At 65.3% G+C, this 25,940-nt stretch carries 21 protein-coding genes; 6 read left to right on the top strand and 15 right to left on the bottom strand.

What is annotated here, in order from left to right:
- Window positions 1–14: 14 nt before the first annotated feature.
- From CCS01_RS25990 to CCS01_RS25975, 4 genes are all read right to left on the bottom strand, one after another.
- Complete coding sequence (locus tag CCS01_RS25990) at window positions 15–899, bottom strand: molybdopterin-binding domain-containing protein (RefSeq protein ID WP_146101966.1); 885 nt, start codon at window positions 897–899, stop codon at window positions 15–17.
- On the bottom strand, window positions 887–1,546 hold the full coding sequence (locus CCS01_RS25985) for a cytochrome c3 family protein (protein WP_104521675.1): 660 nt from the start codon (window positions 1,544–1,546) through the stop codon (window positions 887–889). Before CCS01_RS25985 ends, CCS01_RS25990 begins: the two co-directional genes overlap by 13 nt.
- 406 nt (window positions 1,547–1,952) lie before the next feature.
- Entirely contained in the window at window positions 1,953–2,150 is a 198-nt protein-coding gene (locus tag CCS01_RS33200) for a hypothetical protein (RefSeq protein WP_146101965.1), read from the bottom strand.
- 309 nt (window positions 2,151–2,459) lie between these two features.
- Complete coding sequence (locus CCS01_RS25975) at window positions 2,460–3,020, bottom strand: flavin reductase family protein (RefSeq protein ID WP_104521673.1); 561 nt, start codon at window positions 3,018–3,020, stop codon at window positions 2,460–2,462.
- Window positions 3,021–3,451: 431 nt separating this feature from the next.
- On the opposite strand from CCS01_RS25975, the gene CCS01_RS25970 reads away from it, so the two are divergent.
- The gene (locus tag CCS01_RS25970) at window positions 3,452–3,844 is read left to right on the top strand and encodes a hypothetical protein (protein ID WP_146101964.1); all 393 of its coding nucleotides are present in this window, start codon (window positions 3,452–3,454) and stop codon (window positions 3,842–3,844) included.
- 108 nt (window positions 3,845–3,952) lie between these two features.
- Here the strand turns inward: CCS01_RS25970 and CCS01_RS25965 are convergent, their stop codons facing one another.
- On the bottom strand, window positions 3,953–4,963 hold the full coding sequence (locus tag CCS01_RS25965) for an FAD:protein FMN transferase (RefSeq protein ID WP_158258603.1): 1,011 nt from the start codon (window positions 4,961–4,963) through the stop codon (window positions 3,953–3,955).
- Window positions 4,960–7,302 carry a 4Fe-4S binding protein gene (locus CCS01_RS25960; RefSeq protein ID WP_104521670.1) on the bottom strand — a complete coding sequence of 781 codons (2,343 nt, stop codon included), beginning with the start codon at window positions 7,300–7,302 and terminating at the stop codon, window positions 4,960–4,962. Before CCS01_RS25960 ends, CCS01_RS25965 begins: the two co-directional genes overlap by 4 nt.
- Window positions 7,303–7,730: 428 nt before the next feature.
- Between CCS01_RS25960 and pgi the strand changes: the two genes are divergently transcribed.
- Window positions 7,731–9,368, top strand: a complete 1,638-nt coding sequence (pgi, locus tag CCS01_RS25955; protein ID WP_104521669.1) for a glucose-6-phosphate isomerase — start codon at window positions 7,731–7,733, stop codon at window positions 9,366–9,368.
- Between the two features lie 127 nt (window positions 9,369–9,495).
- On the opposite strand, the gene CCS01_RS25950 is transcribed toward pgi, so the two are convergent.
- The gene (locus CCS01_RS25950) at window positions 9,496–11,019 is read right to left on the bottom strand and encodes a hypothetical protein (protein ID WP_104521668.1); all 1,524 of its coding nucleotides are present in this window, start codon (window positions 11,017–11,019) and stop codon (window positions 9,496–9,498) included.
- A 453-nt stretch (window positions 11,020–11,472) separates the two neighbouring features.
- Between CCS01_RS25950 and CCS01_RS25945 the strand changes: the two genes are divergently transcribed.
- On the top strand, window positions 11,473–12,438 hold the full coding sequence (locus CCS01_RS25945) for a metallophosphoesterase (protein ID WP_104521667.1): 966 nt from the start codon (window positions 11,473–11,475) through the stop codon (window positions 12,436–12,438).
- A 54-nt stretch (window positions 12,439–12,492) separates the two neighbouring features.
- Here the strand turns inward: CCS01_RS25945 and CCS01_RS25940 are convergent, their stop codons facing one another.
- The 6 genes from CCS01_RS25940 to CCS01_RS25920 all read right to left on the bottom strand — a co-directional run bounded on the left by CCS01_RS25940 (window position 12,493) and on the right by CCS01_RS25920 (window position 18,799).
- Window positions 12,493–12,984, bottom strand: coding sequence for a cytidylyltransferase family protein (locus CCS01_RS25940; protein ID WP_104521666.1), 492 nt, complete (start codon window positions 12,982–12,984; stop codon window positions 12,493–12,495).
- A 108-nt stretch (window positions 12,985–13,092) separates the two neighbouring features.
- Window positions 13,093–13,953 carry a hypothetical protein gene (locus CCS01_RS25935; protein WP_104521665.1) on the bottom strand — a complete coding sequence of 287 codons (861 nt, stop codon included), beginning with the start codon at window positions 13,951–13,953 and terminating at the stop codon, window positions 13,093–13,095.
- 66 nt (window positions 13,954–14,019) lie between these two features.
- On the bottom strand, window positions 14,020–14,613 hold the full coding sequence (locus CCS01_RS25930; protein ID WP_146101963.1) for a YoaK family protein: 594 nt from the start codon (window positions 14,611–14,613) through the stop codon (window positions 14,020–14,022).
- A gap of 589 nt (window positions 14,614–15,202) precedes the next feature.
- Complete coding sequence (locus tag CCS01_RS33965; protein ID WP_158258602.1) at window positions 15,203–15,343, bottom strand: hypothetical protein; 141 nt, start codon at window positions 15,341–15,343, stop codon at window positions 15,203–15,205.
- 475 nt (window positions 15,344–15,818) lie between these two features.
- Entirely contained in the window at window positions 15,819–16,469 is a 651-nt protein-coding gene (locus CCS01_RS25925; protein ID WP_104521663.1) for a response regulator, read from the bottom strand.
- On the bottom strand, window positions 16,466–18,799 hold the full coding sequence (locus tag CCS01_RS25920) for a GAF domain-containing protein (protein WP_104521662.1): 2,334 nt from the start codon (window positions 18,797–18,799) through the stop codon (window positions 16,466–16,468). The genes CCS01_RS25925 and CCS01_RS25920 overlap by 4 nt, the downstream gene beginning before the upstream one ends.
- 501 nt (window positions 18,800–19,300) lie before the next feature.
- Here CCS01_RS25920 and CCS01_RS25915 point away from each other — a divergent pair.
- Both CCS01_RS25915 and CCS01_RS25910 read left to right on the top strand, forming a co-directional pair.
- Complete coding sequence (locus CCS01_RS25915) at window positions 19,301–20,755, top strand: BCD family MFS transporter (protein ID WP_104521661.1); 1,455 nt, start codon at window positions 19,301–19,303, stop codon at window positions 20,753–20,755.
- A gap of 41 nt (window positions 20,756–20,796) precedes the next feature.
- Complete coding sequence (locus tag CCS01_RS25910) at window positions 20,797–21,723, top strand: hypothetical protein (RefSeq protein WP_104521660.1); 927 nt, start codon at window positions 20,797–20,799, stop codon at window positions 21,721–21,723.
- A 176-nt stretch (window positions 21,724–21,899) separates the two neighbouring features.
- On the opposite strand, the gene CCS01_RS33195 is transcribed toward CCS01_RS25910, so the two are convergent.
- On the bottom strand, window positions 21,900–22,154 hold the full coding sequence (locus CCS01_RS33195) for a hypothetical protein (protein WP_146101962.1): 255 nt from the start codon (window positions 22,152–22,154) through the stop codon (window positions 21,900–21,902).
- Between the two features lie 1,115 nt (window positions 22,155–23,269).
- A complete protein-coding gene (locus CCS01_RS25905) occupies window positions 23,270–24,223 on the bottom strand; it encodes an alpha/beta fold hydrolase (protein WP_104521659.1) in 954 nt (317 codons plus the stop codon).
- A 109-nt stretch (window positions 24,224–24,332) separates the two neighbouring features.
- Here CCS01_RS25905 and CCS01_RS25900 point away from each other — a divergent pair, with 109 nt between their 5' ends.
- On the top strand, window positions 24,333–25,508 hold the full coding sequence (locus CCS01_RS25900) for a M20 aminoacylase family protein (RefSeq protein ID WP_104521658.1): 1,176 nt from the start codon (window positions 24,333–24,335) through the stop codon (window positions 25,506–25,508).
- Window positions 25,509–25,940: the final 432 nt, after the last annotated feature.

Raw genomic sequence — 25,940 nt, 5'->3', positions numbered from 1 at the left:
CTGAACCGGCCACTTTAGTGGCCAACTGAACCCGGGACCGCGTTAGCGGTCCCGCTTGCCGCTTTGAGCGGCTCACACTCAACGGGCCGCGTCAGCGACCCGCCCGGCCGCTTTGAGCGGCCAACACCATAAAGCCCCCGGCTCTGCCGGGGGATATTTACCGGCTTGCCGAACGCCTGCTGCGCCCCGGCATACACGGAATCCCGCCCTACCGGCGCGTGTACGTGCCAGTGCATTTCCGGAAATGCGTTCCGCATCCGGACAATCTGCGCCAGGATGGCGGGCGAACTGACAGGGCCGGTCAGCAGATGCAACCCCTGTCCTCGCACCGCACGCAGACCGGTGAAACGGCTGAGCATGACAGTCCGGAACGTATCCCAATCCGCAGGACGGCTTAAGTGTCGCACGGTCTGCGAGCGGTCCGGATCGTAGAGTCCCAGCACCCATGCCTGCATGAAGAGATCGGTCGCGCCTCGGGTCCAGGGATGTTCAGCGTTGCCTTCGATTTTTATCGGCCGGCCGTCGATGGTCGTCACGAGTGCGCCATTCGCGAAGCCGTCGAGCAGTGTTGCCGATGCATAAGAGAGCGGCACCGATGGCGTCAGGCTGGTTGGCTGGTTGACGTACGGAATGATCTCGCTGAAGCTGCTCTCGCCGCGCTGATCGCAACCGGTTAGTCCGCCCAACGCGAGAGATGCAGCCATGACTTGCAACACCCGCCGCCGTCCGGGACCGGCAAGCATTGGCGTAAGTGAGGGATGGCTGCTTTGCACGAAGGCGTGGAATTCAGCCGACTCCGCGACATTTTCCAGCGCTTGCCAGGACAAACGGCTGCCCGAACCCGTCAGCAGGCGACGTAGCGCGGCGATTTCGAAGGCTCTGCCCTTTATCGATGGCATGTGGAACAATCCGACAACAGGCCGCTGACGTTGATGTGGTACTGCGCGAGCAGCCTGCGTCCGATCTTGTCCTGATCTGAGGGCGGCTGCCATTGCATATCCATGACTTTGTCTCTGGGGCGCAGGAAGTTCTGCGGGGCCTGATGGCAGGAGAGACAGAAATCCATCGAGAAAGCGTGGGGCTGATATGTCATTTGCATGCGTGTCATGTCACCATGGCAACTGGAGCACCCGACGCCATTGTCGACGTGCACCGAATGATCGAAATAGACGTACGCAGGCAGACGTCCGACACGCTTCCAGCGGAGCGGCACATTGTTGGCCAAGCTTTCCCTGACCGGTGCCAGCATGCGGGCGTTCGTCCAGATCTGCGAGTGGCAAGTCATGCAGGTATGGGTGGGCGGCATGCCTGCGGTTGCCGCGCTCTCCACCGACGTATGGCAATAGCGGCAATCGATTCCAAGTTCGCCGGCGTGGTGCTGATGGCTGAACTCCGTAGGCTGCGCCTCAACAATGCTGCGCCCCGTCAAATACGGCGAATGCGAGAGTGCTTCGGCCACGGCAACGGCGAGGAAGGCACCGAGAAATGCCACCCATAGCAGGAAGCGAAACAGTGCATCGGCTCGAGGCTGAAAAAGCTGAGACACTTGCCCCTCCCGACGCTCTCGGCCAAAGGCCAGATAATTGTCAAATGATAAGCCGACATGGCCGGCCGTTCAGATACAATGACCCTGCGCTGCTGCCGCTGTCATTGACCACGCTTTAACAATCGTAAAACCGGTCGGTTCATAAGTTACGTAGATATAACCCGCGCTATCACCAACGCCCCGCGAATGTTGCGTAGCCGGGCCAAATATCCATGCGCTTCATAAGTTGGTGCGGACAGATCACGGCGACGATGCCGATCGCGGCCTACAACGCATGGTGGTAGGGGCTTGTGAACACCTCCCACTGAAAGATGATGATTGTGAATCAAAATGGCCGCGTGCGGCCAGGGAATTGGGAACAAGCCAGCACCAACGATCTGACTGACGGGTGGCGCTGGTTCGTCCGTCAGTTGCCCGGCGCAGCCGAATTTCGGGAGATAGTGGTCATCCAGCGCGCGCGTGCCGCGGTGGGCGGCGTCGTCTTGACAAAACGAAACCCGACCCAAGCCCGCTGGCTGAGGCGCGAGGCGCCGAAGTACACGCGCTTGCCAACCTTGTTGGGCGTCCAGTTGAACCAGGGCGTGTTGACCGACGAAAACTCCATCGTGAACGATAGAGTGTCCGGGCCGCGGTGGAGAGTTTCAAGGCCGAGAGAATCGGTTCGGATCCAAACGACTATCCGTATCCGCAACGACATAAAGCAGCGGAACCGGCTGATAGCTGTGCATGCGAACAGAGAGACTATGATTGCGCAAATGGATGCATTATGATTGCCGTTTGCGCAGCCCGCCGTGAATCACTATCTGTCGCCGGGCGTTCGCGAGGCGTTTCCTTCTGCAACGACCTTGCGATTGCGAGTGATGTTCGCCGAGAATGGCGGATTGCTCGGCAGTTGCCTCGGGAGATTTGTCCGTCAAAGCATCTCCGGCTGGAACTGTGACCGACGGCTGATGATCTTCCCCGAAATCATGAAAACGCCATCGCCGGTGTAGTGCAGCGTCTCCGGATGCCTCGGCGAGGCGGCAACATGCGCCCTCACGACTTCCCATATGAAGAAGTTGTAGCGCTCGACCACGCTGTCGTCGTACAAGCGGCACTCGAAGCTGGCATGGCATTCGCTGATCAAAGGTGCCGCGACCTGTTCAGCATCTTCCGCAGTCAGACCGAAGTGCGCGAACTTGTCAATCTTCGCACCTGACGTATTGCCGATCCCAATGACTTGGTCCGTCAGGCTCGTTGTCGGCAGATTGATGACACATTCCCGGCTGTCCCGGATCATCTGAAAGCTGTGATTGCCGGAGGCAATGACGCAGCCGACAAGGGACGGGGCGAATTCCATGACCGTGTGCCAGGCCATTGTCATGATGTTCGTCCTGCCTTGGCAACGCGACGAAACCAGCACGATCGGGCCAGGTTCCAGGTATCGCCGGATCTGGCTTACCGGGAAGTCGATTCTATTCGGGCGTCCTGACATGTCCACCTTCCAATCGGGGCACCGGGAGGCCATTCCCGGCGCAGCAAACATAGAACGACAACGAACTGGTGTCTTCGCTTCAGGCTATGAAGTTCGCTCTGGTGCCCTGAAGCCTCGCATTTCACCGGACCATAAGGAACATCAACGTCGTGGGCAGGGCTTCGTCTCCTGGCCCCCAGGCCTCACCACGGGCGGCTGTCCGTCAGCGTCAGCTTTCGGCACGCCGAGGCTGAACCCGTTACTCCTGCGGGAAATGCGGGACAGGTCTGACCGGAGCAGGAGAGGAAGCTGCCCTGAATTGGCATTAACATAGCGGAACATTGGCACCAGCCCGGCCGGATCAGGCTGCGAGACTGGAGCCCGTGACGGGGTGTCGCCTCGACCAGAGCCACGCGCCCCACCAGGCACATTTGGGCGGAGGACAAAGGGCTATGTCACCAGCAACGATATTTCTGGGAAGGTTCCTTGGCCTTTTCTGTCTTCTGATGAGTAGTGTCCTGCTGGCCAGGCCAAATGAGTCCTTGGCCGCGATCAGTTCCATGATGGAGAACCCCGGGTTGATTCTGTTGACCGGTATCTCTACCACGGCCGGCGGCAGCGCCATGGTCGTTGGCCACAATGTCTGGTCAGGCGGTATTCTGCCTGTGGTGGTGACGCTGTTGGGTTGGCTGACACTGATCAAGGGACTTGCGGTGATGGCGACGCCGCCGCATACGCTGGCCGCCTTCTATCGCGCGATGAATCTTCCCGCCTGGTTTCGTCGTTACATGGCCGTCATTGTCGTCTTCAGCGCTTGGCTGACGGTTGCGTCATTCCTGGTTTGAACACGCCGACGGCCCATGGCTCGGAGCGTGCCGCACGCCTGAACGCCAGGCCCGCACTTGGCCACGCGAAGCGATCCAGACGAGCCAATACGCGCAATATCAGACCATTCATCCGGGAAGATGCTGGACTGCCCCGTCGGGAAGCGTCATCAGGGCCTTCGCACCGGGATAGTTGGCAAGCATGTCCCGGCTGCGACAGGGCGGCGCGACATAGAGCGCGGTCGACAACGCATCGGCCACCATTGCGCTCGGCGCCAATACCGATGTGGCAATGTAATGACTGGCGCTGGTGCCGGTAGCGGTGTCGAAGAGATGGTGATATTTGCCGCTCGCTTCGAATTTCGTGCCGTAGCCGCCGGATGTGCAAAGCGCCCCCTGCAGCAAGTCCAGCACGGAAGCGAACTTTTCCGGTTGCCGCGGATCGGCGAGGCCGACTCGCCACGGCCGGTTGTCGGCGCGGCGGCCGATCACCGCGATCTCGCTCTTTCCAAAATCGCAGAGCAACCGGTCAAAACCGTTGTTACGCAGAATATCGACGACCCGGTCAGTCAGGTAACCCTGGGCAACGCCATTGAGGGTAAGACCCATGCCGGGGCGCCCTAACGCGACCTGCCGGCCGCTGAACGCAATCTCCTTCCAGTTCACCAACGAGCGTGCCACCGCAATGGCACGTGGGCTCGGTCCTTCCCGCGGCGGTGTCTCGGCGCCAAAAAAATGCCGGGCATACAGGTCCCAAAGCGGCTGCACCGTTACGTCGAATGCCCCGTCGCTTAGCGCGGACAAACGTTCGCACAGCGACAGAACCAGGAGCAGATCATCAGAGGGCTGTGCGATGCGGCCATCCAGGTTCACACGCGCAATCTCGCTGTCAGGGCGGTACAACGCGAAGATCCGCTCCAGCCGCTCGATTTCGGCTGTGCAGAGCGCCACGACACGCTGTACTTGCATCCGCATCGGATGATAGAGCAGCACACGCGCAGGCGAACCCAACGCTGTACCCGTCCATTGATACAACACCGCCGGATCGGTTGCGCGGCGATCAGTCGCCAGCAACGGTATGCCCGCAAATGTCCCCAGGATGGTAATGGCCCGCCGGCGCCCCAGCCTGCCGGGCGTCATCGGCTTGTTGTCCCGGGGCGGACACCCCGCAGCCGGGCGGCCGGCGGCTGCTCCGATAGTTTCCGGCGCCACACCATCGGCGGACAGACGTGATCGTCGTAATAGGCAACCTGGCAGTCCAGGCAAAAGAAACATTCATTCATGTCGATGTGTCCACTGTGCCTGATAGCACCCGTTGGGCAGATAGTTTCGCAGAAATGGCATCGGCTGCCGCACTCGGGGTGGCGTTTCAGCGTGTTGAAGACACGCACCCTTCCAAGAATCGCGAGCCCGGCACCCAGCGGGCAGGCGAACCGGCAGTAGAAGCGCTCGACGAACAGGCTCGCCGAGATCAGCGCCGCTGCATAAACAACCAACGACCAACGGGTCATGAAATGAAGGATGATCGCGGCCTTGAACGGCTCGACCTCGGTCCCCGCCATGGCCAGGTCCCATGAGACGAACGAAACTCCCAGAAGCGCAACGAACAGGCCGTATTTCGGCAGCACCAGACGGCCGTGCAGCGCCGCTGGAATTCGCAACTGCGGGATGCGAAGGCGGCGGGCGATCCTGTTCGTCAGCTCCTGAAGCGCGCCGAAGGGACAGAGCCAGCCGCAGAAGGCGGCGCGTCCCCAAAAGACCATGCTGATGAGGGTAAATCCCAAAAGAATCGCGATCAACGGATCCGCAAGCAGGTAGTCCCAGCGAAAGTCCGTTACCAACGAATGAATCCAGGTGATGGCCAGGACGACAGTCAGCTGAGCGCCTGCATACCATCCAAGCCAGATCAGGGTCCAACTCAGGAACACGATCCGGATCCAGCGGTGCAGCCTTGGCCTGCGGCTGATAGGAGCCTGGAGGAACAGGATCGTCGCGAGTGTTGCCAGGGCGACGCCAAGGATGGCAATTTCGCCGTAGCGTGCCCGCCAGATCGCCGTCCATGCCATGCGCGCGTTGTCATCCGCATTATCGCCGATGGCAGCAGATTCTGTTGTCGATTTCAGCAGGTAGCTTTCCGGCAACCGGTACGGCAGGGTAAACTCCGCGAAGACCGTTCTGCCGTCGGCCGTTACACCCGGAACCAGCAACTGGATCTGCCAGGAGGCAGCGGGATCAAGCCCGGCATCGCCGGGGATGAAGGCCACGGCCTGCTCGGTCAGCGGCGGCGCATTGTCGGCCTGCAGGAACGGCTGGGTTTTGATCTGCCCGGCCGACAGGCGAATGGTCCTCGCGCCCTGCACGAGTTGGATCGGGGCCAGGTCGGCATGGTCCCCGTTCCGGCTCAGAACCGAGAAGCGGCCGTTCGCGGCGACAAGCAGAAGCTGGTTCCTGATGCCACGTTCCGCCGAGTACGAATAAAGATCGTACCGCATCCTGCCCAGGACGTTGATGCCGATGGCGGCAGGCGTAAGCAGCGCGATGTAAAGATCAAGAAATGAATCGCCGGCGCTGGCATCGCGGTCGACACCGGCGATCCGGATGGCACCGTGCTCACGCAGCTTCCCAAGCACATCGCTATAAGCAAGACGAAGATGAGCGATGGCTCCGGAGGCTTCCAGCCTGCGCCAGTCAGCGGGCTCGAATCGATCGATGTCAACGCGCCGCTGGCTGCTGGCAGCACCCGCGATGCCACGGCTGCGCGCCACGATGCGGGCACCGCGAATGATCGCATCGCTCATCATGACCGAGCTCGTGGTCGCATGCGCGATCGCATCGACTTGGGCCTGTTGCTGTGCCTGCTGTCGCGAAGCATCGCCCCGACCGGATGACATCAAGGCCGGCTGCTGCACGACGACGGTGCCGCCGTTGACATTGAAGCCGGCGAACTGCTCGGGGAAGTGACGAAAGTCCTCGTCGCGCAGGCCGAGAATGCCAATCGCCTCATTGTGTTGGACGAGCTTCGCGCCAGTGATCCGGCCCGTGAGATCGAGCCCGACCAGCAGCACCAACGGACGGTCCGCAAATCCTCGGGATCGCGTCACGTCCCATGTCGAGAAAATGTATCCTATCAGACGATCTGCTTTGTAGACCGCGGCAGCCGGCGGTGTGCCCTCGGTGCCTCCGACGCGATCGGCACCGGGAAAAAAGGACTGCAGCATGGCCGGCGTCAGAAAGTGCCCGATGGTCTTGCCCACGGCGGGTTCCTCGCTCCTGGCCCAGGCCGCCATCGGGCTGATCAACAGGAATGCGAGGACGAGCACGAAACAGAGAGAGCGCCCGGCCAACCGCGCCTTGCCCCTGGTGCCGCTGGGCAGCAGACCGGCCGGCGCCGCAGATCCAGGCCATCTGCCGACCGTGTACCCGTTCGGATACCGTTGCGATCCTGGCTTGGCCCAGGCATTGCCGGGCTGAGAAGTCATTGTCTTTCCCCCTTCACGACCTCTTCACGACCGAGCCTACACCTGTTTATCCGGCCGATCGCGACCGATCGCAATCCTCGAACCGTATGGCTGCCGGCCGCACGCGCCGGCCAAGTAACAAAACGGGCGAGTTCGTGCTTCCCTTTCCCTCTATCACACACGGCTCGGCCGATGACGAGGAGATCAGCCGCCAGGCGGGTTGCGGCAGGACCGGCCCTCCGGAAGCCAATTTTCGCGAACGTGCCCAATACGATCGATGCCATCCCGGACGAAACCTTGCCCGCGCTCACCGGGCGTGGCACGGTCGCCCGGCCACCGTCGCGCGATGGCGGCAATTGCGCGAACCGGCTTCGTCGCTTCCTGGGAGGACCGGCTCGGCGCGATCGGGAAAGACAGCAAGGTGCCGACACAACCATACGGAGATCACGATGGCGGACTCGCAGCGGGCAAACGACGTGGCGGCGTGGAAAGCCCTGGCCACGCATTACCAGCAGATCAAGGACGTGCATCTGCGACAGCTTTTCGCCGACGACCCCGGCCGCGGCGAGCGCCTGACGGCGGAAACCGGCGGGATCTACCTGGACTACTCCAAGAACCGCATCACCGATGAAACCCTGCGGCTGTTGCTGCAGCTCGCGCAGGAGCGAGGCGTGGCGCAGCGCCGCGACGCAATGTTCCGCGGCGAGAAGATCAATCTCACCGAGGGGCGCGCGGTTCTGCATGTGGCACTGCGCGCGCCCCTGGGCGCGCGGATTCTGGTCGACGGCCACGATGTCGTTCCCGATGTGCATCAGGTGCTCCAGGCCATGGCCGCGTTTGCCGATCGCGTCCGCGGTGGCGCATGGCTCGGTCATACGGGCAAGCGTATCCGCAACGTCGTCAATATCGGCATCGGCGGTTCCTATCTCGGGCCGGAAATGGCCTATCTGGCGCTGCGCCCATTCAGCGACCGCTCGATGACCTTCCGTTTCGTCTCCAACGTCGACGGCGCCGACTTCACCGAGGCGACGCACGACCTGGACCCGGGCGAGACGCTGTTCGTGGTTGCCTCCAAGACCTTCACGACTTTGGAAACCATGACCAACGCCGCGACCGCGCGGCAATGGCTGGTCCATGCGCTTGGCTCCGACGCCGCCGTCGCCAGGCACTTTGTCGCCCTATCAACGAACACCGAGGCGGTAGGAAAATTCGGTATCGACACGGACAACATGTTCGGCTTCTGGGACTGGGTCGGCGGGCGGTACTCAATGGACAGCGCCATCGGCCTCTCGACGATGATCGCCATCGGTCGCGATGGGTTCCGGGACATGCTGGCGGGTTTTCGAGCGATGGACGAACATTTCCTCACTGCGCCGCCGGAACGCAACCTGCCGCTTCTGCTGGGCCTGCTGACCGTCTGGTACAATGATTTCTTCGGCGCGGAGACCATCGCCGTGCTGCCCTATTCCTCCAACATGCGGCGGTTTCCGGCCTACCTGCAGCAGTTGCAGATGGAGAGCAACGGCAAGCATGTCGATCTGCAAGGCCACAGCGTGGACGTGCAGACCGGGCCGATCATCTGGGGCGAGCCGGGCACCGACGGGCAGCATTCGTTCTACCAGTTGCTGCATCAGGGAACGAAGCTGGTGCCATGCGACTTCATCGGTTTCTGCCGTCCGCTCAGCCCGGTCGCGCACCAGCACGACCTGCTGATGGCCAACCTGTTCGCGCAGGCCGAGGCGCTGGCCTTCGGCAAAACCGCGCAGGAACTGGCAGCCGAAGGCTCACCGCCGTTCCAGACACCGTTCCGGGTGACCGAGGGAAACCGTCCGAGCAACGTGATCCTGGCAGACGAACTGACCCCGTTCACCCTCGGGGCGCTGGTCGCGCTGTACGAGCACAGCGTGTTCACTCAAGGCACAATCTGGGGAATCGATTCGTTCGACCAGTGGGGCGTTGAACTCGGCAAGGTCCTGGCGCAGCGGATCATTCCGGAACTGACCGCATCGGCTCAGCCGGCACTTCACCACGACGGTTCAACCAATACGCTGATCCAGCGGTTTCGCGACAGGCGCAGGGCGCGCTGATTCCCTCCGGCGAACGCCGGTTCCGTGACACGGATGAAAGCCGTGGCGGCAAGATCTTTCAGGAAGACGGCAGCCACGGCGCTGGTCACGGACCGTCCGCAACCCCTCGCGCCGCGGCGCCGCCGGTTCAGGCGGCGTGCATCAGGTCAAGCGCGCCTTCATAGACCTCCATGTTCTTGCCGAACGAGATCGCTGCCGCCTGCACGCCGCAAACCAGGTGCATCCAGCGCCACGGTTCGCGCGTGTTCCGGAACTCCTCCACGATCGACTGATGATGCTTGAAGGCGTGCATTTCGGTGAAGCTGTCGTGGCAGACGATCTCGGCCAGGCGGGCGATCAGCGCGTCCGGGTTATAGCCCAGGGTCACGTATTGCTGCGCCAGGTTGACGCTGTCCTTCACCTCCGGCACCGCGATCATCTTGCCCAGGTTGGAGACCTTGGACCAATCCGTCGGCGGCTGCGTGTGAATGCTGTGCACGATCGCGTCCAGCAATTCGTTCTGCGACCGATGCGGCAGGGCGGCGACCGCCGCCATGTCCGGCTGCGGCCACGGCTCCATCCGATACTGGGTCGACTTGATCTCCGGCCCCGTCTGCCAGTGCAGCAGGGTCAGCAGCTTGTTCCGGGTGCTGAAGCCGTCAAGTTTCAGCAGCCAGCGCCGCAGGTTGGCGCTGGTGTGCAGGTGCACGTCCATCGGATTGCCGGTCTGCGAGCGCAGGAACAGGCCGGCCGCGCCGATGGACAAGGCTTCCCCGGCGCCTTCCAGAGACAGGCCGTCGGCTAACGCCTGGGTCAGCAGCCTGGGGATCTCTGTGTATTTCTCGACCGCACTGATCGCCTGGCCGATCCGGCCGATTGTTTCAGTTTCGTCGGGGCCGGAGCGCTGGCGCAGGATGCGGTTCAGCAGGCCGTGCTGCTCGATCAGCGCGTCGATCTCCGGCACGGCGCGGAAGGTCGGGAAGCGCGCGACGTAGCGGACGGCGGGCCGCATCAGGACCTTCAGGTGCTGCCTGTCGTAGGTTTCCAGGTAGCGCCACAGCGCCGCCGGATAGATGAAGTAGTGGTCGTCCAGCGCGTTCTTCGGGATCGCCACGCTCATCAGCAGGTCGAACGCCTCCATCGCCGGCACGTTGTCCCATAACCAAAGAAACAGATGATCCGCTTTGTTGCTCTCGCCGCGCTCGACGGCGTTCAGGAAAGCCTGCTTCGTGGCCTCGATCCCCGCCTCGGTCACGATGTCGCCGCCGCCATCGGCGGCCATGTCCGCCAGCCGGCTGACGGACGCATGGGCGGCGTCCAGCGGCTCGAATTCCAGCAACTGATAGGGACCGGTGACCGGGTCGTTGATGTGCTTGTTGGCCAGCGCCACGTGTTGCATAACCGGAAGGAAGCGCGCGTCCCCCTCCAGCCGCTCGACCAGCCTGGAAACGGCGTAAAGCCCGGCGACCGGATGCAGCGGGCCGCCATGATGGCCGGGCGGCAGATCGGCCGAGCGGGTGACAGCCAGGGCCGAGGCCGTCAGCATCGTCCGGATCGGAACACCCGCGCGCAGCTTCTCCAGGGTCCGGTCGATGATTTCGTTGCGCGGCGTTTCCTCCACGAACCGGACCAGAGGCTCTATGTCGCCGGGGTACGTGACGCGCTTGTGCATGATCAGCCTTTCGCTTGTTTTCGATGGGTAAGCCCGCAAGGGACGACCGCCGCGATAAGGGTCATCGCGCGCCGCGCGTCATCCGGGCATGGGGACAGGAGAGGCATCGAACCAGTCTCCTTCATGGTTGGCCCGATGCTCCAACCGCGTGCCGGCCGTGTCAACCGTGCCGGCCCACTCGTCCGGAAGCACCGAGCGTCCATCCCGTGGCTTGGCGGATGAAGCAAAGGCCACGCCGGCCACCACTACTGATAAGCAACGAAACGCTGCAGTCCCAACCCCCGCCAGGCCAGCCGGCCCGGGGCGCGGCCGTTCCTGTTTGGTCACGTCCGGGGTGCCGCCCCTGTCAGGGCCGCCACCGCCGCCGCCACCGCCGGGCGCCGACGCATGATCCGGGCAATTTGAGACTCCTTTCACGAGCCAGAACGTCCGGTTGCTGTATAAGCTGTCATCATGAAGCCATGGAATCCGCCCCCTGACGAAGAGGCCACGCTGGCCGCTCTGGAAACCCGTCTCGGTCACCTGCACGTGCGGCAGCGACTGGGCCTGGAGCGGGACTACGAAGCGCGGGTCCACCGGCGCGGCACGCACCGCTTTCCCCTCGACAACTGGGACTCGTTCCGTGGCTTGATCCGCGGCAGCCTGCGGGCGGTTGGCCTGCACCGGCGCGGGCAACGCAACGCGCTGGCGATCGAACTGCGCGAGAACGAAGTGCCGCTTGCCGGGCTGCCGCTGGCCTTCGATGGATACACCATTCTGCATATCTCCGACCTGCACCTCGACATCAACGGCGCCATCACCGCGGCCGTGCAGCAGCGCATCCAATCACTGCAATATGATCTTTGCGTCCTGACCGGCGATTACCGGGCACGCACGGTCGGGCCGGTTGACCAGGCGCTGTCCGAGCTCGGACGCCTTCGGCCTTACCTCGCAGGACCGGTGTACGGCGTGCTCGGCAACCACGACAGCATCCGCATGGTCCCCGTCATGGAGGCCATGGGCTACCAGATGCTGCTGAACGAATGGGTGCGGCTCGACCGCGGGGACGAGGCGATCTACCTCTCCGGCATCGATGACGCGCATTCCTACCAGTTGCAGGACTTCCATCGGGCCGCGCACGCTATTCCGGGCAACGCGGTTTCGATCCTGCTGTCGCACACCCCCGAGGTTTACCGGCACGCCGCTCATGCGATGTTCGACCTGATGCTGTGCGGCCACACGCATGGCGGGCAGATCTGCCTGCCCGGGGGCGTTCCGGTGCTGACCGACGCCGATATCCCACGTGGTTTCGCGCGTGGTGCGTGGCGTTATCATGGGCTGGCCGGCTATACCTCCGCGGGCGCCGGGGCCAGCATCGTCGACGTGCGGCTCAACTGCCCACCCGAGGTCACGCTGCACCGGCTGCGGCGTCCGGCTTAGCCGCGCCCCCGGGGCCTGGTCCCGGCTTGCCCGGGTGGACCAGGCCGGAGGCGATCAGTACGGCCGGTCGCGGATGCGCAGGGCGAACAACAGCCGCGACAGCACCAGCGCCAGGATGACAAAGGCGACGACCGTCACGGCAATCCCGCCGGCGGACAGGCCGAGTTCGTTCCGTAGCAGCAGCGTCGGCACCAGCGCCTCCGGTATCTGGTCGAGCCCGGATGCCTGGTCGTGCAGCCACAGGCCAAGGCGGCGCTTCAGGAAGCTCGACAGCAGGTCCCCGGCGAGGGAGGCCGCGCCGAACAGCGCGCCCAGGCTCCAATCGTAACCCAGCAGGACGGCGACAAGCGCGGTCACGACGATGGAAACCAGGAATCCGCGGATGGTCTTCGACGCGCCGAACAGGGGCCGGCCGTCCCACAGGATCGTTCCGCCATCCAGCGGGGCAGCGAACCGGTCGCGCAGCAGTTTCTTGGCGAGAATCGGCGACCCGTTGGCGGCGCCGAGGAGCACAAGCACGCAAAGGACCGCAACAGGATCGGGCATGGTGGTATCCTATTACGGATGGTCCATACGTGTTATAACATTGTGCCGCGCATCAGCAGGACGCGGCGCGGTCTTCCGGCAGGCGCACCGGAAATTGCGGCGCGGCGATCACCGGCGCAGGGTCGCCTTGGCCGGCACCACCGGGGGACCGTCGCACCCCTCCTGCCTGATCAGCCCGCGAGCCGACCCGCGTGGCTCGTGCAGATCAAACGCAAGCTGCAACAGACGCCTGTCGCGGGAGGTCCAGGCCGAGGCGGTGGACACCGGTCGCTCGCTCAGCGCCGGATACCGCACCGGCACCTTCCACAGGGTGCCGCCGGCCCAGGCGGCCGCCGTGATCGGCAGGTCCACCAATCGCTTGCCCTTGAAGCCAGGCAGGAACACAGCCACGTCCTGGCCGCCCGGCGGCAGCCACCTGACCCAGTAGAAGGCCAGAGCCAGCGGGGACCGCAATTTCGGCGACGCCGGCGCGCCCGAAAGGTCGAGATCGGCGCGGCGGTCGGGGGATGCGGCCCGATAGTCGTCAAGCCAGGGCTGGCCGAACGTTGCGGGGTCCCAATGCCGAACGAAGCCGGGATGCCGGCGACGGAAGTCGGCCAGGGTCTTCGCCTGAACGCGCTGTGCCAGCATGGCATCGTTGTCGCGCCGGAACACATCCCATTGCTGCCTGATGATGCGGCTGCCGACCAGGTAGCGTGTGTTCACCGCCACGGCGGCCAGCTCGCCGGCGCGCCAGGTGCTGATTTCCTCAACCAGATAATGAACGTGGAACCAGATCATGGTTGTCGATTCGAACCTGACGGCTACGTCCACGCGGGTGGTGCCGTTCGTTGCGGTTACGTCGGTTGTGACCGCAACCTGGCCATTCTGGTCGGTCGTTCCGGCAAAGCGGCAAACCTCGGCGGCCGAGGCATGGGCCATGGCCAGCAGCAGGGCAAGGGCGCAGGCCGGTAACCGCGCGCGCATCATTGTGCCTCCACACTCATGTCCGTGTCCGGCCGCCGCGGCCCGGGTGACGGGTTCTTTCATGTCATCCTATTCCGGACGCTCGGGTCGAAATGCCGCGACAAGCGCCAAAAGCAATGCCAGCAACGAGAGGGCGAGCAGAACGTTGCCAATCGGCCGGGCCAGCAGCGCAAGCGTCGCGGCGGCCGCTCCGGCGAGCAGGGCAAGCCAGAGCACGCCTTGCAGGTACCAGAACGGATCCGGGGGCCGGCCACAAGCCACGTGCCCGAGGCCCTGCGCGAACTTGACCAGGACGCCCGTGACATAGGTCAGGCTGACGCCGACTGCTCCCGCACGGTGCATGGCGGCGTTCAGGATTCCCATCGCAACCGCAAGGACACCGGCCGTCGTCACGGGCCGGAAGGCCGCTGCCGCCAGCATGACCGCGACCACAAGGGTCACGACGCCGAGGTGCCGGCGTCCCGCCATCACCGCAATGACGGTACCCACGAAGGCACCTGCCATGAACAAGCCGATCAGCCCGGCAATCATCATGGCGCGCCCCAGATGGCCTTGCCCGAGAGCGAGGGCAAGCATCGTGGTGTTGCCACTCATGAAGGAAACGAACAGGTCACGCAGCCTGAACAGGCCGCAGACGTCGGTTGCGCCGGCCAGGAATGCCATGGCGCAGGCCAGCAGGAAGGCGACCGCGTCGGGCTGGCCACCTTCCCTGGTCACGCCGGCCCTGGTCACGCCGGCCCTGGTCACGCCGGCCCCGGGTGGTTGCCTGTCGAAGCGCGCGCGTGCCCGCGCCGGATGACCCGGCGCATGAAAGCCTGGATCACGAACCGACTCGCCTCATGGCCCCGAAGGACGTTGCATCCGGATCCGGCACGCCCTGCGCCCAACGCGCCGGGGTGGCGGGAGGCATCGGCAGGGATCAGCCGCCAGGGCACTGCCATGGCACGTTAATTCCGATAGTGAATCAGTGATGCAAAGAACAGCCAAGCGGCGACAGTCTAGCCTGCCGAGGCTTCCTGTCCACCATCACTGCCCGGAAGGCGCCGCTTTAGCCGAGGCCAGGCAGGAACCATGGCCAAGGTCACGCGGAGCCTGCCGGCTCCCGCAGCGGCGACGCCTCACACGCCGGCGATGCCGGCCTTTGTCCCGCTGATGTCGCCGCGATCGCCATTCCCATCAACGGCGGGTCAGCCGCGAGCCCTTTGCATTCGCCAACGGCGGCGTGGCCGCAAAGCAGGACGGCCGCGCCGGATCATGCCTTGGGCTTCGGCTCGGTGATCAGCGCCATGATGACGAGCGCAACGCCAACCTCGATCACCGGCTCGATGGTTTTCGCAAAGCCGATGACCGTCACCACGATGCCCGCCATGCCAAGCCAAGCCGAACGGGTCATGACGGCATCCGGCAGCTATTGTATCGCATGGTGCACCATTTTAGTTCCGATTATTTCTCAGGCGGGACGGTTGGCAGAAGCGGCCTCCCGGTGTGCGCCGGGGCCCGGCCCCAATCAGCCAGTCCCGCGCGGCGAACCGTGTATCCAGAATCCGGATGCCTGCATAGAGCCGTCCCGGCCTGCCGGACGTGACCAGCGGGAGGCGGGGCGAGCGCCGGTATCGTTCCGCATGACACGGAACGCGAATCCGCGACGAAGCCGCGCGATGTGCGCTGTCCTGCTATGAAAATGCGGTTTCGCCGGCGCCGGTCGTCGCTCTATCGTCATGGCCGGGCGTGTCCCGGCCATGCACCCCCCGCCGCTCGTGCGCAGATGGCCGGGACACGCCCGGCCATGACGATGAGAGAACGGCCGCTGCCGTTTTCATCTATCGTGGCGCCTGTGGGCGGACCCGGGGGACGGCAACGAATTTGCGCTATCCCTTCGCCAGCCAGCCCTGGGTCAGCGCATACCCCACCAGCTCCACCCGGTTGCCGAAGCCCAGCTTCTCCATCGCCCGCGCCTTGTAGGTCTCGACGCTCTTGACGCCGATCCCCAGGATGCCGGCGATCGCCTTGTTGCTGTGCCCAACGGCCGTCAGCCGCAGCACCTCGACCTCGCGGTCGCTCAGCTCGACGCCGCCCGGCGCGACGTCGTGCGGCCCATCGGCCGCGCCGACGATCGCCTGCCCGGCAATCGCAGGGTCCAGGTACAGGCCGCCCGCGGCAACCGCGTGGATGGCGCGCAGCAGGTCCTCCGACGCCGATCGCTTCAGCACGTAGCCGACGGCGCCGACTTCCAGCAGCTTGCGGACGTAGGAGCGGTCCTCGTGCACCGTCAGCGCCAGCACCTTGCAGGCCGGGCATTCCGTGCGCAGGTGGCGCGCCAGGTCGATGCCGTTCATCGCCGGCATCGACAGGTCCAGCACCACGACATCGGGCTTCAGGTCCCTCGCCATCCGCAGCGCCGTCTGTCCGTCGCGCGCCGCGCCGACGATCTCCAGGTCGGGATCGGCCTGCAGCAGCGCCTTGATGCCGGCCAGCACCACCGGATGGTCGTCGGCCAGGAAGACGCGCAGCCTGGTCATAGCGGCACGCTCACGAACAGGGTGCAGCCGTGGCCGGGCGTGGACTCGATCTCCAGCGTGCCGGAGACCAGCGACAGCCGCTCCCGGATTCCCAGCAGCCCCAGCCGCTTCGCCGGCGCGTCGCCCGGCGCGGGATCGGGGGCGAAGCCACAGCCATCATCCTCGACGATCATGCGGACCTCCGTCTCGTTCGCTTCCAGCAGCACGCCGACGCGCGTCGCGTTGGCGTGGCGGATGACGTTCACCAGGGCTTCCTGCAGCACGCGGTAGAGTGCGGTTTCCACCTTCCGGTCCAGCCGCCGCCCGTTCAGCGCCAGGTGCAGGGCGAAGCGCAGGTTCGACCGCTCGGCCCAGGTCTCGGTCAGTTGGCGCATGGCGGTTTCCAGCCCCAGGTCGTCCAGCGCCGTCGGCCGCACTTCCCATGCCAGCCGGTTCACCTCCGAGCCGATGCTGTTGGTCAGCCCCTTCAGCGCCGCCAACTGGCTCTGCACCGCCTCGGCCGCCGGCAGCGCGCGTCCCAGCCCATCGAGGCCGAGCTTCAGCAGAGTCAGCGTCTGGCCCAGCGTGTCGTGCAGTTCGCGGGCGATGCGGTGACGCTCGGCCTCCTGCTCCTCCACGGTGGAGCGCAGCGCCTGCGACAGCTCGGTTTCCAGCACGGCGCGGCGCTCGGCCTCTTCCTTCAGCCTGGAGGCAAGCGCCTGCCACTGGTCGAGCCGCCGGTCCAGCTCGACCGTCAGTTTTTCCTGCTTCACATGGGCGATCTCGCGTTCCCGCGCCACCTGGTCGATGCGTTGCAGCACCACTTCCAGCAGCGAGGTCCGCAGCGTCCTGGCCGCCTCGACGTCGGCGCTGCGCCAGGGGTCGGCATGCAGCGTGACGGACTCGCGCCAGGCGGCGAAGCTCCTGCGCGGGGTCAGGCGCTCGCCGTCCGGCCCGGCTTGCAGCGGTTTGTTCGGGTTGCCGCCCCAGGTGACGGTGCGGATCACCTCCGGGCGGAACCACAGCACGTAGTCGCGCGGCGTCTTCGACACCGACAGCGCGATCAGGCCGCTGGCGACGTCGGCGAACGCGGCCGCGGGCGGATAGGCCAGGGGCAGCCGATCGGTATGGAACACGCCATCGTCGGCCGTCTGGTTGAGCCAGGTGACCAGCGCGGCCACCTGCTCTGCACCCGGCGTGCGGCCGAGCGGGGTAAAGTGGCCGTCGAGCCACAATCCGACCCCATCCGCCGGGATGTAGTCCAGCAGGTTCGGTCGCTGCCGCGTCAGCCCCTCGGCCAGGTCGGCTTCCCGGCTGATGGTCTGGATCAGCGCCTCGTGCACGCGCTTGCTGTGCAGTTGCGCCTCGAAATCCTCGCCGGCGACCAGCGTTTCCAGCCGCCAGGACGCCACCTGGGCGAACAACTCGCAGGCCATGCGCAGGCGGTGCGGCAGGAAGCGCGGGGTGCGGTGGTGGCAGGCGATCAGGCCCCACAACCGGCCGCCCAGCACCAGCGACAGCGACATCGATGCCGCGACGCCCATGTTGTGCAGATATTCCAGGTGAACCGGCGAGACGCTGCGCAGCACGCTGAAGCTCAGGTCGAGCGGGCGGCCGTCGCGCGGGTTGACGGCCGGCAGGACCGGGGCAGGGACGTAGTGCGTGTCGGGGATCAGCCTGATCCAGTTGCTGAGGTACAGCGCCCGCGCCTGCCGCGGAATGTCGGACGCCGGATAATGCAGGCCGAGAAAGCTTTCCGCCTCGGCATGGCGTGCCTCGGCGATGACGGCGCCGGTGTCGTCGGGCAGGAAGCGATACACCATCACGCGATCGAAGCCGGAGATGCGCCGCACCTCGTCGGCCAGCCTCTGGCAGAACGCCTGCGGCGTGGCGGCCTGCTGCACGCGCAGCAGCATCGCCTGCACCTGGCCCAGCGCGTCATCGGGACCGGGCTCGCGCAGCGGTTCCAGTTCCAGCACGAGCAGGCCGCCGGAGCGGTGCACCACGGCCTCGGTCACCTGGCCATGCCGCCGGGCCGCCATGGTGAAGGCGTGCACCGGGCGCGGCGTCGGCCCCTCGATGGCCAGCAGGCAGCGCAGCCGGGCGACGCAGTCCGGCGGGAACCAAGCCGCCATTGGCTGCCCCGGCAGGGCGCCGGGCGGCGTGCCCAGGATCCGCGCCGTGTCGCCGCCGGCCTGGACGATCGAAAATGTTTGCGGATCGAGCGTCAGCAGCGCGCCATGCGGCTGGATGGCGGCCGGGATGTGGATCGGCTCCCGGTCGCAATCGGTCAGATCCGCAGCGCCGAAGGCGGGGACGCCGACGGCAGCGTCGGCCGGAGGGCTGCTCATCGCACGGGTGTCGTGGATCTGGAACGCATCGATGTGTCTCCGCGGCGCCGAGGCAACCGCAACATCCCCACAATGTCACCACAGCCGCCTTGTTACCAGTCCGCTGCGAGAGCGCGCATGGAATAACGATCATGACCATTTATATAATGTCGCTCATGTGCGGGCCTTTATTCATGTACTTTCGGTCCATAAATGACCGCTGTGCCGCACCGGCTCGCCGCGACGATGGACAGACCTGCCCATCGCCGGAAAAGCCCTGCTGTGATAACGGGATAACGCATGGCCTGCCGGCCCGCGGCGAAGTACGGCCGGGGGCGGGAAATCCCACATTGATTTAATAATGAAGACGCCTTATTGCAGTAGCGTCTGAGCGAAGGTCGTAACGAGGCAGCACTGTAACAGTTTGGCCGATTTCAGCCGTCGTCCGTCACGCGGGGCGAACGGGTCTGCGCGATTGCGCCGGGCGTCACCACCTTCCAGGCCCTGGAGAAGAGTACCCCGATGAGCAAGCTCGGTATCCGCATTATCAAAACGATTTTCGATCACCCCGTGTTCCAGCCGTTCGCCGAGGCGGCATCGGACGATTTGCCGGTGCGCCGCCTGCTGCGCCTGTCGTTGTTCCAACTGACCGTCGGCATGGCCGTGGTGCTGGTCGTCGGCACGCTGAACCGCGTGATGATCGTCGAACTCAATGTCCCCGCCTGGCTCGTTGCGGTAATGATCTCGCTGCCGCTGATTGTCGCGCCCTACCGCGCGGTGGTGGGCTACAAGTCGGACACGCACCGCTCGGTCATGGGCTGGCGGCGGCTGCCGTACCTGTGGAAGGGCACGGCGATGCAGTTCGGCGGCCTCGCCATCATGCCGTTCGCGCTGCTGGCGATGTCGGGCGACGGGCGGGACCCGACGCTGATCGGCGAGGCGGGGGCGGCGCTGGCCTTCCTGCTGGTGGGCGCCGGATTGCACACGGTGCAGACCATCGGGCTCGCGCTGGCCACCGACCTGGCGCCGAAGGAAAAGCATCCGCAGGTGGTCACCCTGCTGTGCGGCATGATGCTGCTGGGCATGGTGATCAGCGCCGTCATCTTCGGCATCGCGCTGCGACCCTTCGACAATGTCAAGTTGATCCAGGTGGTGCAGGCCGCCGCGGCGGTCACCCTGGTGGTCAACTTCTTCGCGTTGTGGAAGCAGGAGCCGTTCGACATCAGCTACTTCGTCAGCAAGCGCGACAAGAACCCGCCGAAACTACCGTCGTTCCGCGAGGCCTGGGCGTTGATCATGCGGGAGGCCGGGTCGAAGCGCGCGCTGGTGGTGGTGGGGCTCGGCACTTTCGGCTTCCAGGCGCAGGACATCCTGCTGGAGCCGTTCGGCGGCCAGATCCTGCACCTGCCGGTCGGCACCACGACGCTGCTGACGGCGTTCCTCGCCATCGGCGGGCTGGCAGGCTTCGGCCTGTCGGCGCGGCTGCTGAAGGGCGGCATCATGCCGTACCGGCTGGCCGGCCTCGGCGTGCTGGGCGGCCTCGTTGCCTTCAGTTGCGTGCTGGGCGCGGCGCCGCTCGCCTCGATCATTCCATTTGGCTTCGGCACCATGCTCATCGGCTTCGGCAGCGCGCTGTTCATTGTCGGCACACTGTCGGCGGCGATGGGCGAGGCGCATGGCGGCTACAACGGCCTGGCGCTGGGCACCTGGGGCGCGGTGCAGGCCTCGGCGGCCGGCGCGGCGATCGCGCTGGGCGGCGTCACCCGTGACGTGATTTCGGCCCTGGCGACGCGCGGCCTGTTCGGCGAGGCGTTGGCCACGCCGGTGACCGGCTATGCCGTCGTCTATGGCACCGAAATCGTGCTGTTGCTGGCCACGCTGGTCGCCCTGGTGCCGCTGGTCACCGCGCACCGGGCGGCGCTGTCCGGCGCCGGCGCGCAGGCTGACTCGTCGCCGCCGATCGATCGGGCCGCCTGACGGGCGGGCGACCCGCGCGTTCTTTCTGGAAGAGCAAACGCATGGACATCTTCGGCTACCAGATCCCGACGGTTTTCGGGCATCAGATTCCCAGGATCGCGATCGTCATTTCCGTCGCGATCGCGTTTTATTACATCGCCGTGTTTTTCATGCGCGTGGGCATGGCCGGGCTGGCTGGCATGATGAACGTCGGCCGCGGCGTGGGCGGGCAGGCCAGCAAGCCCCGCCAGGTCGCATCCGCCGGCAGCGGCGCCGGCGCCGCGATTGCGTTCAACCGCTCGGCCGTGATCACCGCCGGCGCGGAGTGGGAGGATGTGGAGGCCATCAACACCGCGCTGGCTGCGTTGCAGGACCGCAAAAAGGCGACGCTGATGCGGCAGGGCGACCTGCAGGCATCGCGGACCGCCTGGCTGATCGCCGTGTTCGAACAGGCGATCCTGTATCGCATCACCGCCCTGGCCTCGGGCGCGATCGCCATGTGGGAGGCGCGGAATCCGCTCGGCGCCACGCTGTCGGCCCGCAGCCTGGTGGAATCGGGCGCGCTGGTGCTGGCGATGGAACGGCAGCTCGGCCGCCTGGCAGAGGCGGGAAAGCTGGCCGAGATCGACGCCTACGTGGCCGATCGGGCATTCGTCAGCCAGCCCGGAGGCTGGATCGAGCAGGCCCGCACGTCCCGCCCGGTCGAGACGCTGGCGCTGATCAATGAGGCGGATCGGGTGTGCGCCGGCGTGCGGTTCAGCTACGACCGGCTGAGCGAGATCGCCGGTCCCGAGGCGCTGGGCCAGTACGCCGTGTTCGGCGCCATCGACCGAAGCGGCACGTCGGTGGAGTTCCGCGACGCCGAAAGCCTGGATACCGCCACCTTCCGGCTGATCCTGAACGCGGCCCGGATCGTCGTGCCGGTGGCGGCGGCGCTGGAGGCGATCAATACGCTGATGGCCAGGACGGCCGCACTTGAGAAGGTGTAGCGCCTCGGCCTGTTGCGGCAGGCGTTGAGGCAACGGATGCGCCGGGGCTGCGGCTTTTGAAAGCCTGATCTTGCCGCATCCGGGCCACCCGTGGCGACCTCGGCATGCCGGGAGCTGTAAGCTGGCCGGCCGGCGCAGGGGCGCGCAGAGCCGCTCTGTGACGGCAAGCCGCGGCGTCAGGCGAGAATGTCTACACCGGCGGCCGTCGTCGTGCCCGACTGGGTGATGTCGGCAGATTGAGCCGTTGGCGGTTTGCCGCCACCGTGATGATGGTGGTGAACCTGTCCGGATTGCTGGGTCGACGCTGTTTGCTGGGCGGCGGTTGCCTGGTTGGTTGTCCCGCTTTGAGCCTGTGCCGCGGTTTGGTTTGCCGTCACCGTGGACTGCGGATAGCCAACCGAGGATGTCGAGGAAACACCGGAGATGCTCATCGCTGATATCCTTTCTGACAACGACATGCATAGCAAACAAATAGCCCATCTTATTCACGGGTGAGTCGGGAGTTGACGGAAAGCCTTTTTGAATCATGAACTTGCGGGCGATTGCCTTATCGCGGGTTCTTGCCACAGCCCAAAAGGACGAAACCCCTGGGATTCCTACGATGTTGGCTACAGTGGGCCATTGCCGTGAATAAGATGGGATAGGTGCGACGTCTTGGTCAAACAGTGACATAAAGTAACCGTAACAAACCTATTTTGTTACGAATATATGCGAGACGAAGTATTTCGAGGATGTGACTTGCGCACAATGATATGCCACCCGGTGCGGTGCTCGCTTATTCTCCTGTGAAAATGCGGTTTCGCAGGTGCCGGTCGTCTCCCCATCGCCATGGCCGGGTGTGTCCCTATGCGTATCAGGACAAGTGAAGCGGCGGAGCAAGGGCTTCTCCCTCACCGTCATGGCCGGACGTGTCCCGGCCATCCACCCCCCCCCCCGGTCGAAGCGCAGATGGCCCGGGACACGCCCGGCCATGACGGTGAGAGAACGGCCGCGGCGCCTAATCCTTCTCCGTCCGTCGTCTTATCCTGATACGCATGGGGCGTGTCCCGGCCATAACGAGGTGGCACCGGCCTCGCCCATTTTCCGCCTTCGCGGTGCCGGCGCCGCCGGCTGGCCAACTCTGTGGTTACACGTCTGGACGGTCATACCGCACGCCCGCCGCCGTTGGCGCTCCCCCAGCCGAGGATCATCGCCCCGAACTTTGCCTTGAAGGCGAGGCGAATGCGGCGAAGACAAGTCATACCAAGCGCCCGAAATTCTGACACGTCGGCACCGGCCTCTCATCGTCATGCCGGGCGCAGGCCCGGCATCCACGCCTTGTGCTGAAATCAGCGCAGAACAGCGTGGATGGTGGCCCTTCGGCCGCCATGACGGGAAGAGGCTGCCTGCCCCATTCCACGTTATTCTGACGCCAATGCGGCCTGCGCTGGCCATGCCGGGTGGGATCGTCTGTGCCGACGTGTCAGAATTTCGGGCGGTTGGTATCATAACGCCACCCGTGGCACATTTGCCTTCTGCCGCACCGGGACAGAGGCGGAAGCGGGAATCAGCCGTCAAGGGTCTCCAGGAACTCGTCCAGCACGGCAATGAACCCTTTGGTGTTCTGTCCGTGCACGTTGTGGCCGCAATCCGGCACCGTCACCAGCTGTCCCCGAGGCAACGCCGCGGCGAACCGTTCCGCCGCATCCGCCGCCAGGATGCTGGAATTCGCTCCGCGCACCAGCAGCACCGGCAGGCCGAACCCCGCGGCGTCCTGCAGCGTGATGTTTTCCTGCGGCCCACTGGCCCGCACGATGCCCAGGCGGCGTGGATTGGAATCGCACTTGCTGATGTATTTGCCATCCGCCCGCTGCAGCATGTTGTACTTCACCGTGCGCTCGATATGCGCCCGGCTGCGGTACGGGTCGTAGCGGCGCACGTTACGGACGAAGTCCTCCAGGTCATCGAATTCCTGGTTCACTTGCACGAACCCGGCGATCGCCGCGCGCCCCTTATCCGACAGTTCCGGCCCGACGTCGACGATCACCGCGCCCCGCAGCGGCATCGCGTTGCGCCGCATCAGCAGCATCGTGTTGCGGCCGCCCATCGAGTGGCCAACCAGCACCGGCCGCACCAGCCCCATCGCCTGGATGAACGCCTCGGCGTCGAGCGACATCTCGTGGTTCGAATAGGTGACGTCCCGTGCCCATTCGCTGTCGCCGTGCCCGCGTTGGTCCAGCGCCAGCACCCGGTAGCGCTGCGCCAGGTGCAGGCTGACAAGGTCCCAGGAATGCGCCGACTGGTGCCCGCCATGCAGCAGCACGATCGCCGGCGCATCCGCCTCGCCCCACTCCAGGAAGTGAAACCGCATCTGCCGCAGCACGATGTTGCACGACCGGTAGCGCGCCGCCGTCCCATGCGGGATGCCCAGATCGGCTGCGCTGGCCAGCAGGCTGCGGAACTCGTCGGTGCCGGTCATGTCCAGCGGTTGCCCGTCCTGGGCAAAGGTATTCAGGTACATGGACGATGGTTCTCCCCGTGCCGGTCCGCAACAACACCCCGCCGGCTCTGGCCTGGCAAGGGACGGCTGGCTATGGTCACCGCTCGAGCCACCAGCCAGGATCCTGTTGATGACCCAGAACCCGCTCGAACGTGCCCGCCAGTTTCAGGACGAACTTGCCGCGATCCGGCGCGACATCCACGCGCATCCGGAACTGGGCCTGGAGGAGTATCGCACCGCCGATCTGGTCGCCCGCAAGCTGGAGGAATGGGGCGTCGAGGTGCATCGCGGCGTCGGCCGGACCGGAGTCGTCGGCGTGCTGCGCAGCGGCAACGGCCAGGACGCCGTCGGCCTGCGCGCCGACATGGACGCCCTGCCGATCCTGGAGGCGACGGATTTGCCCTATGCCAGCCGGATTCCGGGGCGGATGCACGCCTGCGGCCATGACGGCCACACCACGATGCTGCTGGGGGCGGCGAAATACCTGGCCGAGACGCGCAACTTCAACGGCACCGTCAACTTCATCTTCCAGCCTGCCGAGGAAGGCATCGGCGGCGCGCTGGAGATGCTGAAGGACGGCCTGTTTGAACGTTTCCCCTGCAACTACGTCTATGGCATGCACAACCGCCCCGGCCTGCCGGTTGGCCGCTTCATGATCGGCCCGGGGGCGCGCATGGCGGGCGGGGCTTTCTTCGACATCCACATCACCGGCAAGGGCGCGCACGGCGCCCATCCGCATCATGGCATCGATCCGGTGATCGTCGCCTGCCACCTGGGCACGGCGCTGCAATCGATTGTGTCCCGTAACATCGCCGCGGCGGACACCGCGGTGCTCAGCATCACCCGCATCCAGGCCGGCGACGCCTACAACGTGATTCCGCAATCCGCGACCCTGGCCGGCACGGTGCGGACGCTGAAGCCGGAGGTGATGGACGCGATCCGGGATAACATGGCGCGGCTGTCCACCAGCCTGGCCGCCGGGTTCGGCGCCGAGGCGGAACTGGATTTCCGGCTGCTGTTCGCACCGCTGGTCAACAACGCGCAGGAAGCCATCGTCCTCGGCGATGCGGCGGCGGAACTGGCGGGTGAGGACAATGTGCGCCGCGACGCGCCGCCCGGCATGGGATCGGAGGACTTCAGCTTCATGCTGGAACAGGTGCCCGGCGCGCATATCAACCTGGGCAACGGCGACAGCGCGGCGCTGCACAATCACCGGTATGACTTCAATGACGCAACCATCCCGTATGGCGTCGCGCTGTTTGCCAGGATCGCCGAGAAGAAGCTGCCGAAGGGGGCGGTTGGGTGAGGCCGGCCATGGGTTGATCGCGCCGACCCGGGGCGCGCCGAACCTGGAAACCAGCGGCATGCCGCCGTGTCCCTCGTCAGCCTCGGGACATGGTTGGCAACATCACGATACGTACAAGACAATAAGACAGGCCGCAGGAGAGCGGCATCGACAGCGTCGTGAACGGGCGTGGCGTCCCGAGGCGGACTACGCGGGTAGCCCGAACGCCGGCCCGACCACCGGGACCCCCCGGCCTTCCGACCGGAAAGACCAGGCTCGCAAGCCGCCCTGCCATCGGCCGGCCGCCGCCGGCGCCGCGTAGCCATCACGTTCTTCTGTTGCGTTCGCCCCCGATCCGTGCTTCAAGCCGCGCCTTCCCTGCCGGAGGCGACGGCATCGCGTCCGGCTATGCCCGGTTTCCATCCCGGAAACGGCCCGATCCAGGCCATGGGC

This window comes from Rhodopila globiformis (assembly GCF_002937115.1).
Lineage (GTDB): Bacteria > Pseudomonadota > Alphaproteobacteria > Acetobacterales > Acetobacteraceae > Rhodopila > Rhodopila globiformis.
Note: the sequence above shows the minus strand (reverse complement) of the source record. Positions and strands in the feature narration are given on the sequence as shown.

What these genes read in the sequence shown, in the direction of transcription:
- CCS01_RS25900 (WP_104521658.1), top strand. Translation starts at nt 24,333, where the DNA reads ATGACCCAGAACCCGCTCGAACGTGCCCGCCAGTTTCAGGACGAACTT.
- CCS01_RS25945 (WP_104521667.1), top strand. Translation starts at nt 11,473, where the DNA reads ATGAAGCCATGGAATCCGCCCCCTGACGAAGAGGCCACGCTGGCCGCT.
- CCS01_RS25990 (WP_146101966.1), bottom strand. Translation starts at nt 899, where the DNA reads ATGCCATCGATAAAGGGCAGAGCCTTCGAAATCGCCGCGCTACGTCGC.
- CCS01_RS25905 (WP_104521659.1), bottom strand. Translation starts at nt 24,223, where the DNA reads ATGTACCTGAATACCTTTGCCCAGGACGGGCAACCGCTGGACATGACC.
- CCS01_RS25960 (WP_104521670.1), bottom strand. Translation starts at nt 7,302, where the DNA reads ATGACTTCTCAGCCCGGCAATGCCTGGGCCAAGCCAGGATCGCAACGG.
- CCS01_RS25965 (WP_158258603.1), bottom strand. Translation starts at nt 4,963, where the DNA reads ATGACGCCCGGCAGGCTGGGGCGCCGGCGGGCCATTACCATCCTGGGG.
- pgi (WP_104521669.1), top strand. Translation starts at nt 7,731, where the DNA reads ATGGCGGACTCGCAGCGGGCAAACGACGTGGCGGCGTGGAAAGCCCTG.
- CCS01_RS25975 (WP_104521673.1), bottom strand. Translation starts at nt 3,020, where the DNA reads ATGTCAGGACGCCCGAATAGAATCGACTTCCCGGTAAGCCAGATCCGG.
- CCS01_RS33195 (WP_146101962.1), bottom strand. Translation starts at nt 22,154, where the DNA reads ATGAGCATCTCCGGTGTTTCCTCGACATCCTCGGTTGGCTATCCGCAG.
- CCS01_RS33200 (WP_146101965.1), bottom strand. Translation starts at nt 2,150, where the DNA reads ATGGAGTTTTCGTCGGTCAACACGCCCTGGTTCAACTGGACGCCCAAC.
- CCS01_RS25920 (WP_104521662.1), bottom strand. Translation starts at nt 18,799, where the DNA reads ATGAGCAGCCCTCCGGCCGACGCTGCCGTCGGCGTCCCCGCCTTCGGC.
- CCS01_RS25970 (WP_146101964.1), top strand. Translation starts at nt 3,452, where the DNA reads ATGTCACCAGCAACGATATTTCTGGGAAGGTTCCTTGGCCTTTTCTGT.
- CCS01_RS25910 (WP_104521660.1), top strand. Translation starts at nt 20,797, where the DNA reads ATGGACATCTTCGGCTACCAGATCCCGACGGTTTTCGGGCATCAGATT.
- CCS01_RS25950 (WP_104521668.1), bottom strand. Translation starts at nt 11,019, where the DNA reads ATGCACAAGCGCGTCACGTACCCCGGCGACATAGAGCCTCTGGTCCGG.
- CCS01_RS33965 (WP_158258602.1), bottom strand. Translation starts at nt 15,343, where the DNA reads ATGACCCGTTCGGCTTGGCTTGGCATGGCGGGCATCGTGGTGACGGTC.
- CCS01_RS25935 (WP_104521665.1), bottom strand. Translation starts at nt 13,953, where the DNA reads ATGATGCGCGCGCGGTTACCGGCCTGCGCCCTTGCCCTGCTGCTGGCC.
- CCS01_RS25940 (WP_104521666.1), bottom strand. Translation starts at nt 12,984, where the DNA reads ATGCCCGATCCTGTTGCGGTCCTTTGCGTGCTTGTGCTCCTCGGCGCC.
- CCS01_RS25930 (WP_146101963.1), bottom strand. Translation starts at nt 14,613, where the DNA reads ATGGCATTCCTGGCCGGCGCAACCGACGTCTGCGGCCTGTTCAGGCTG.
- CCS01_RS25915 (WP_104521661.1), top strand. Translation starts at nt 19,301, where the DNA reads ATGAGCAAGCTCGGTATCCGCATTATCAAAACGATTTTCGATCACCCC.
- CCS01_RS25925 (WP_104521663.1), bottom strand. Translation starts at nt 16,469, where the DNA reads ATGACCAGGCTGCGCGTCTTCCTGGCCGACGACCATCCGGTGGTGCTG.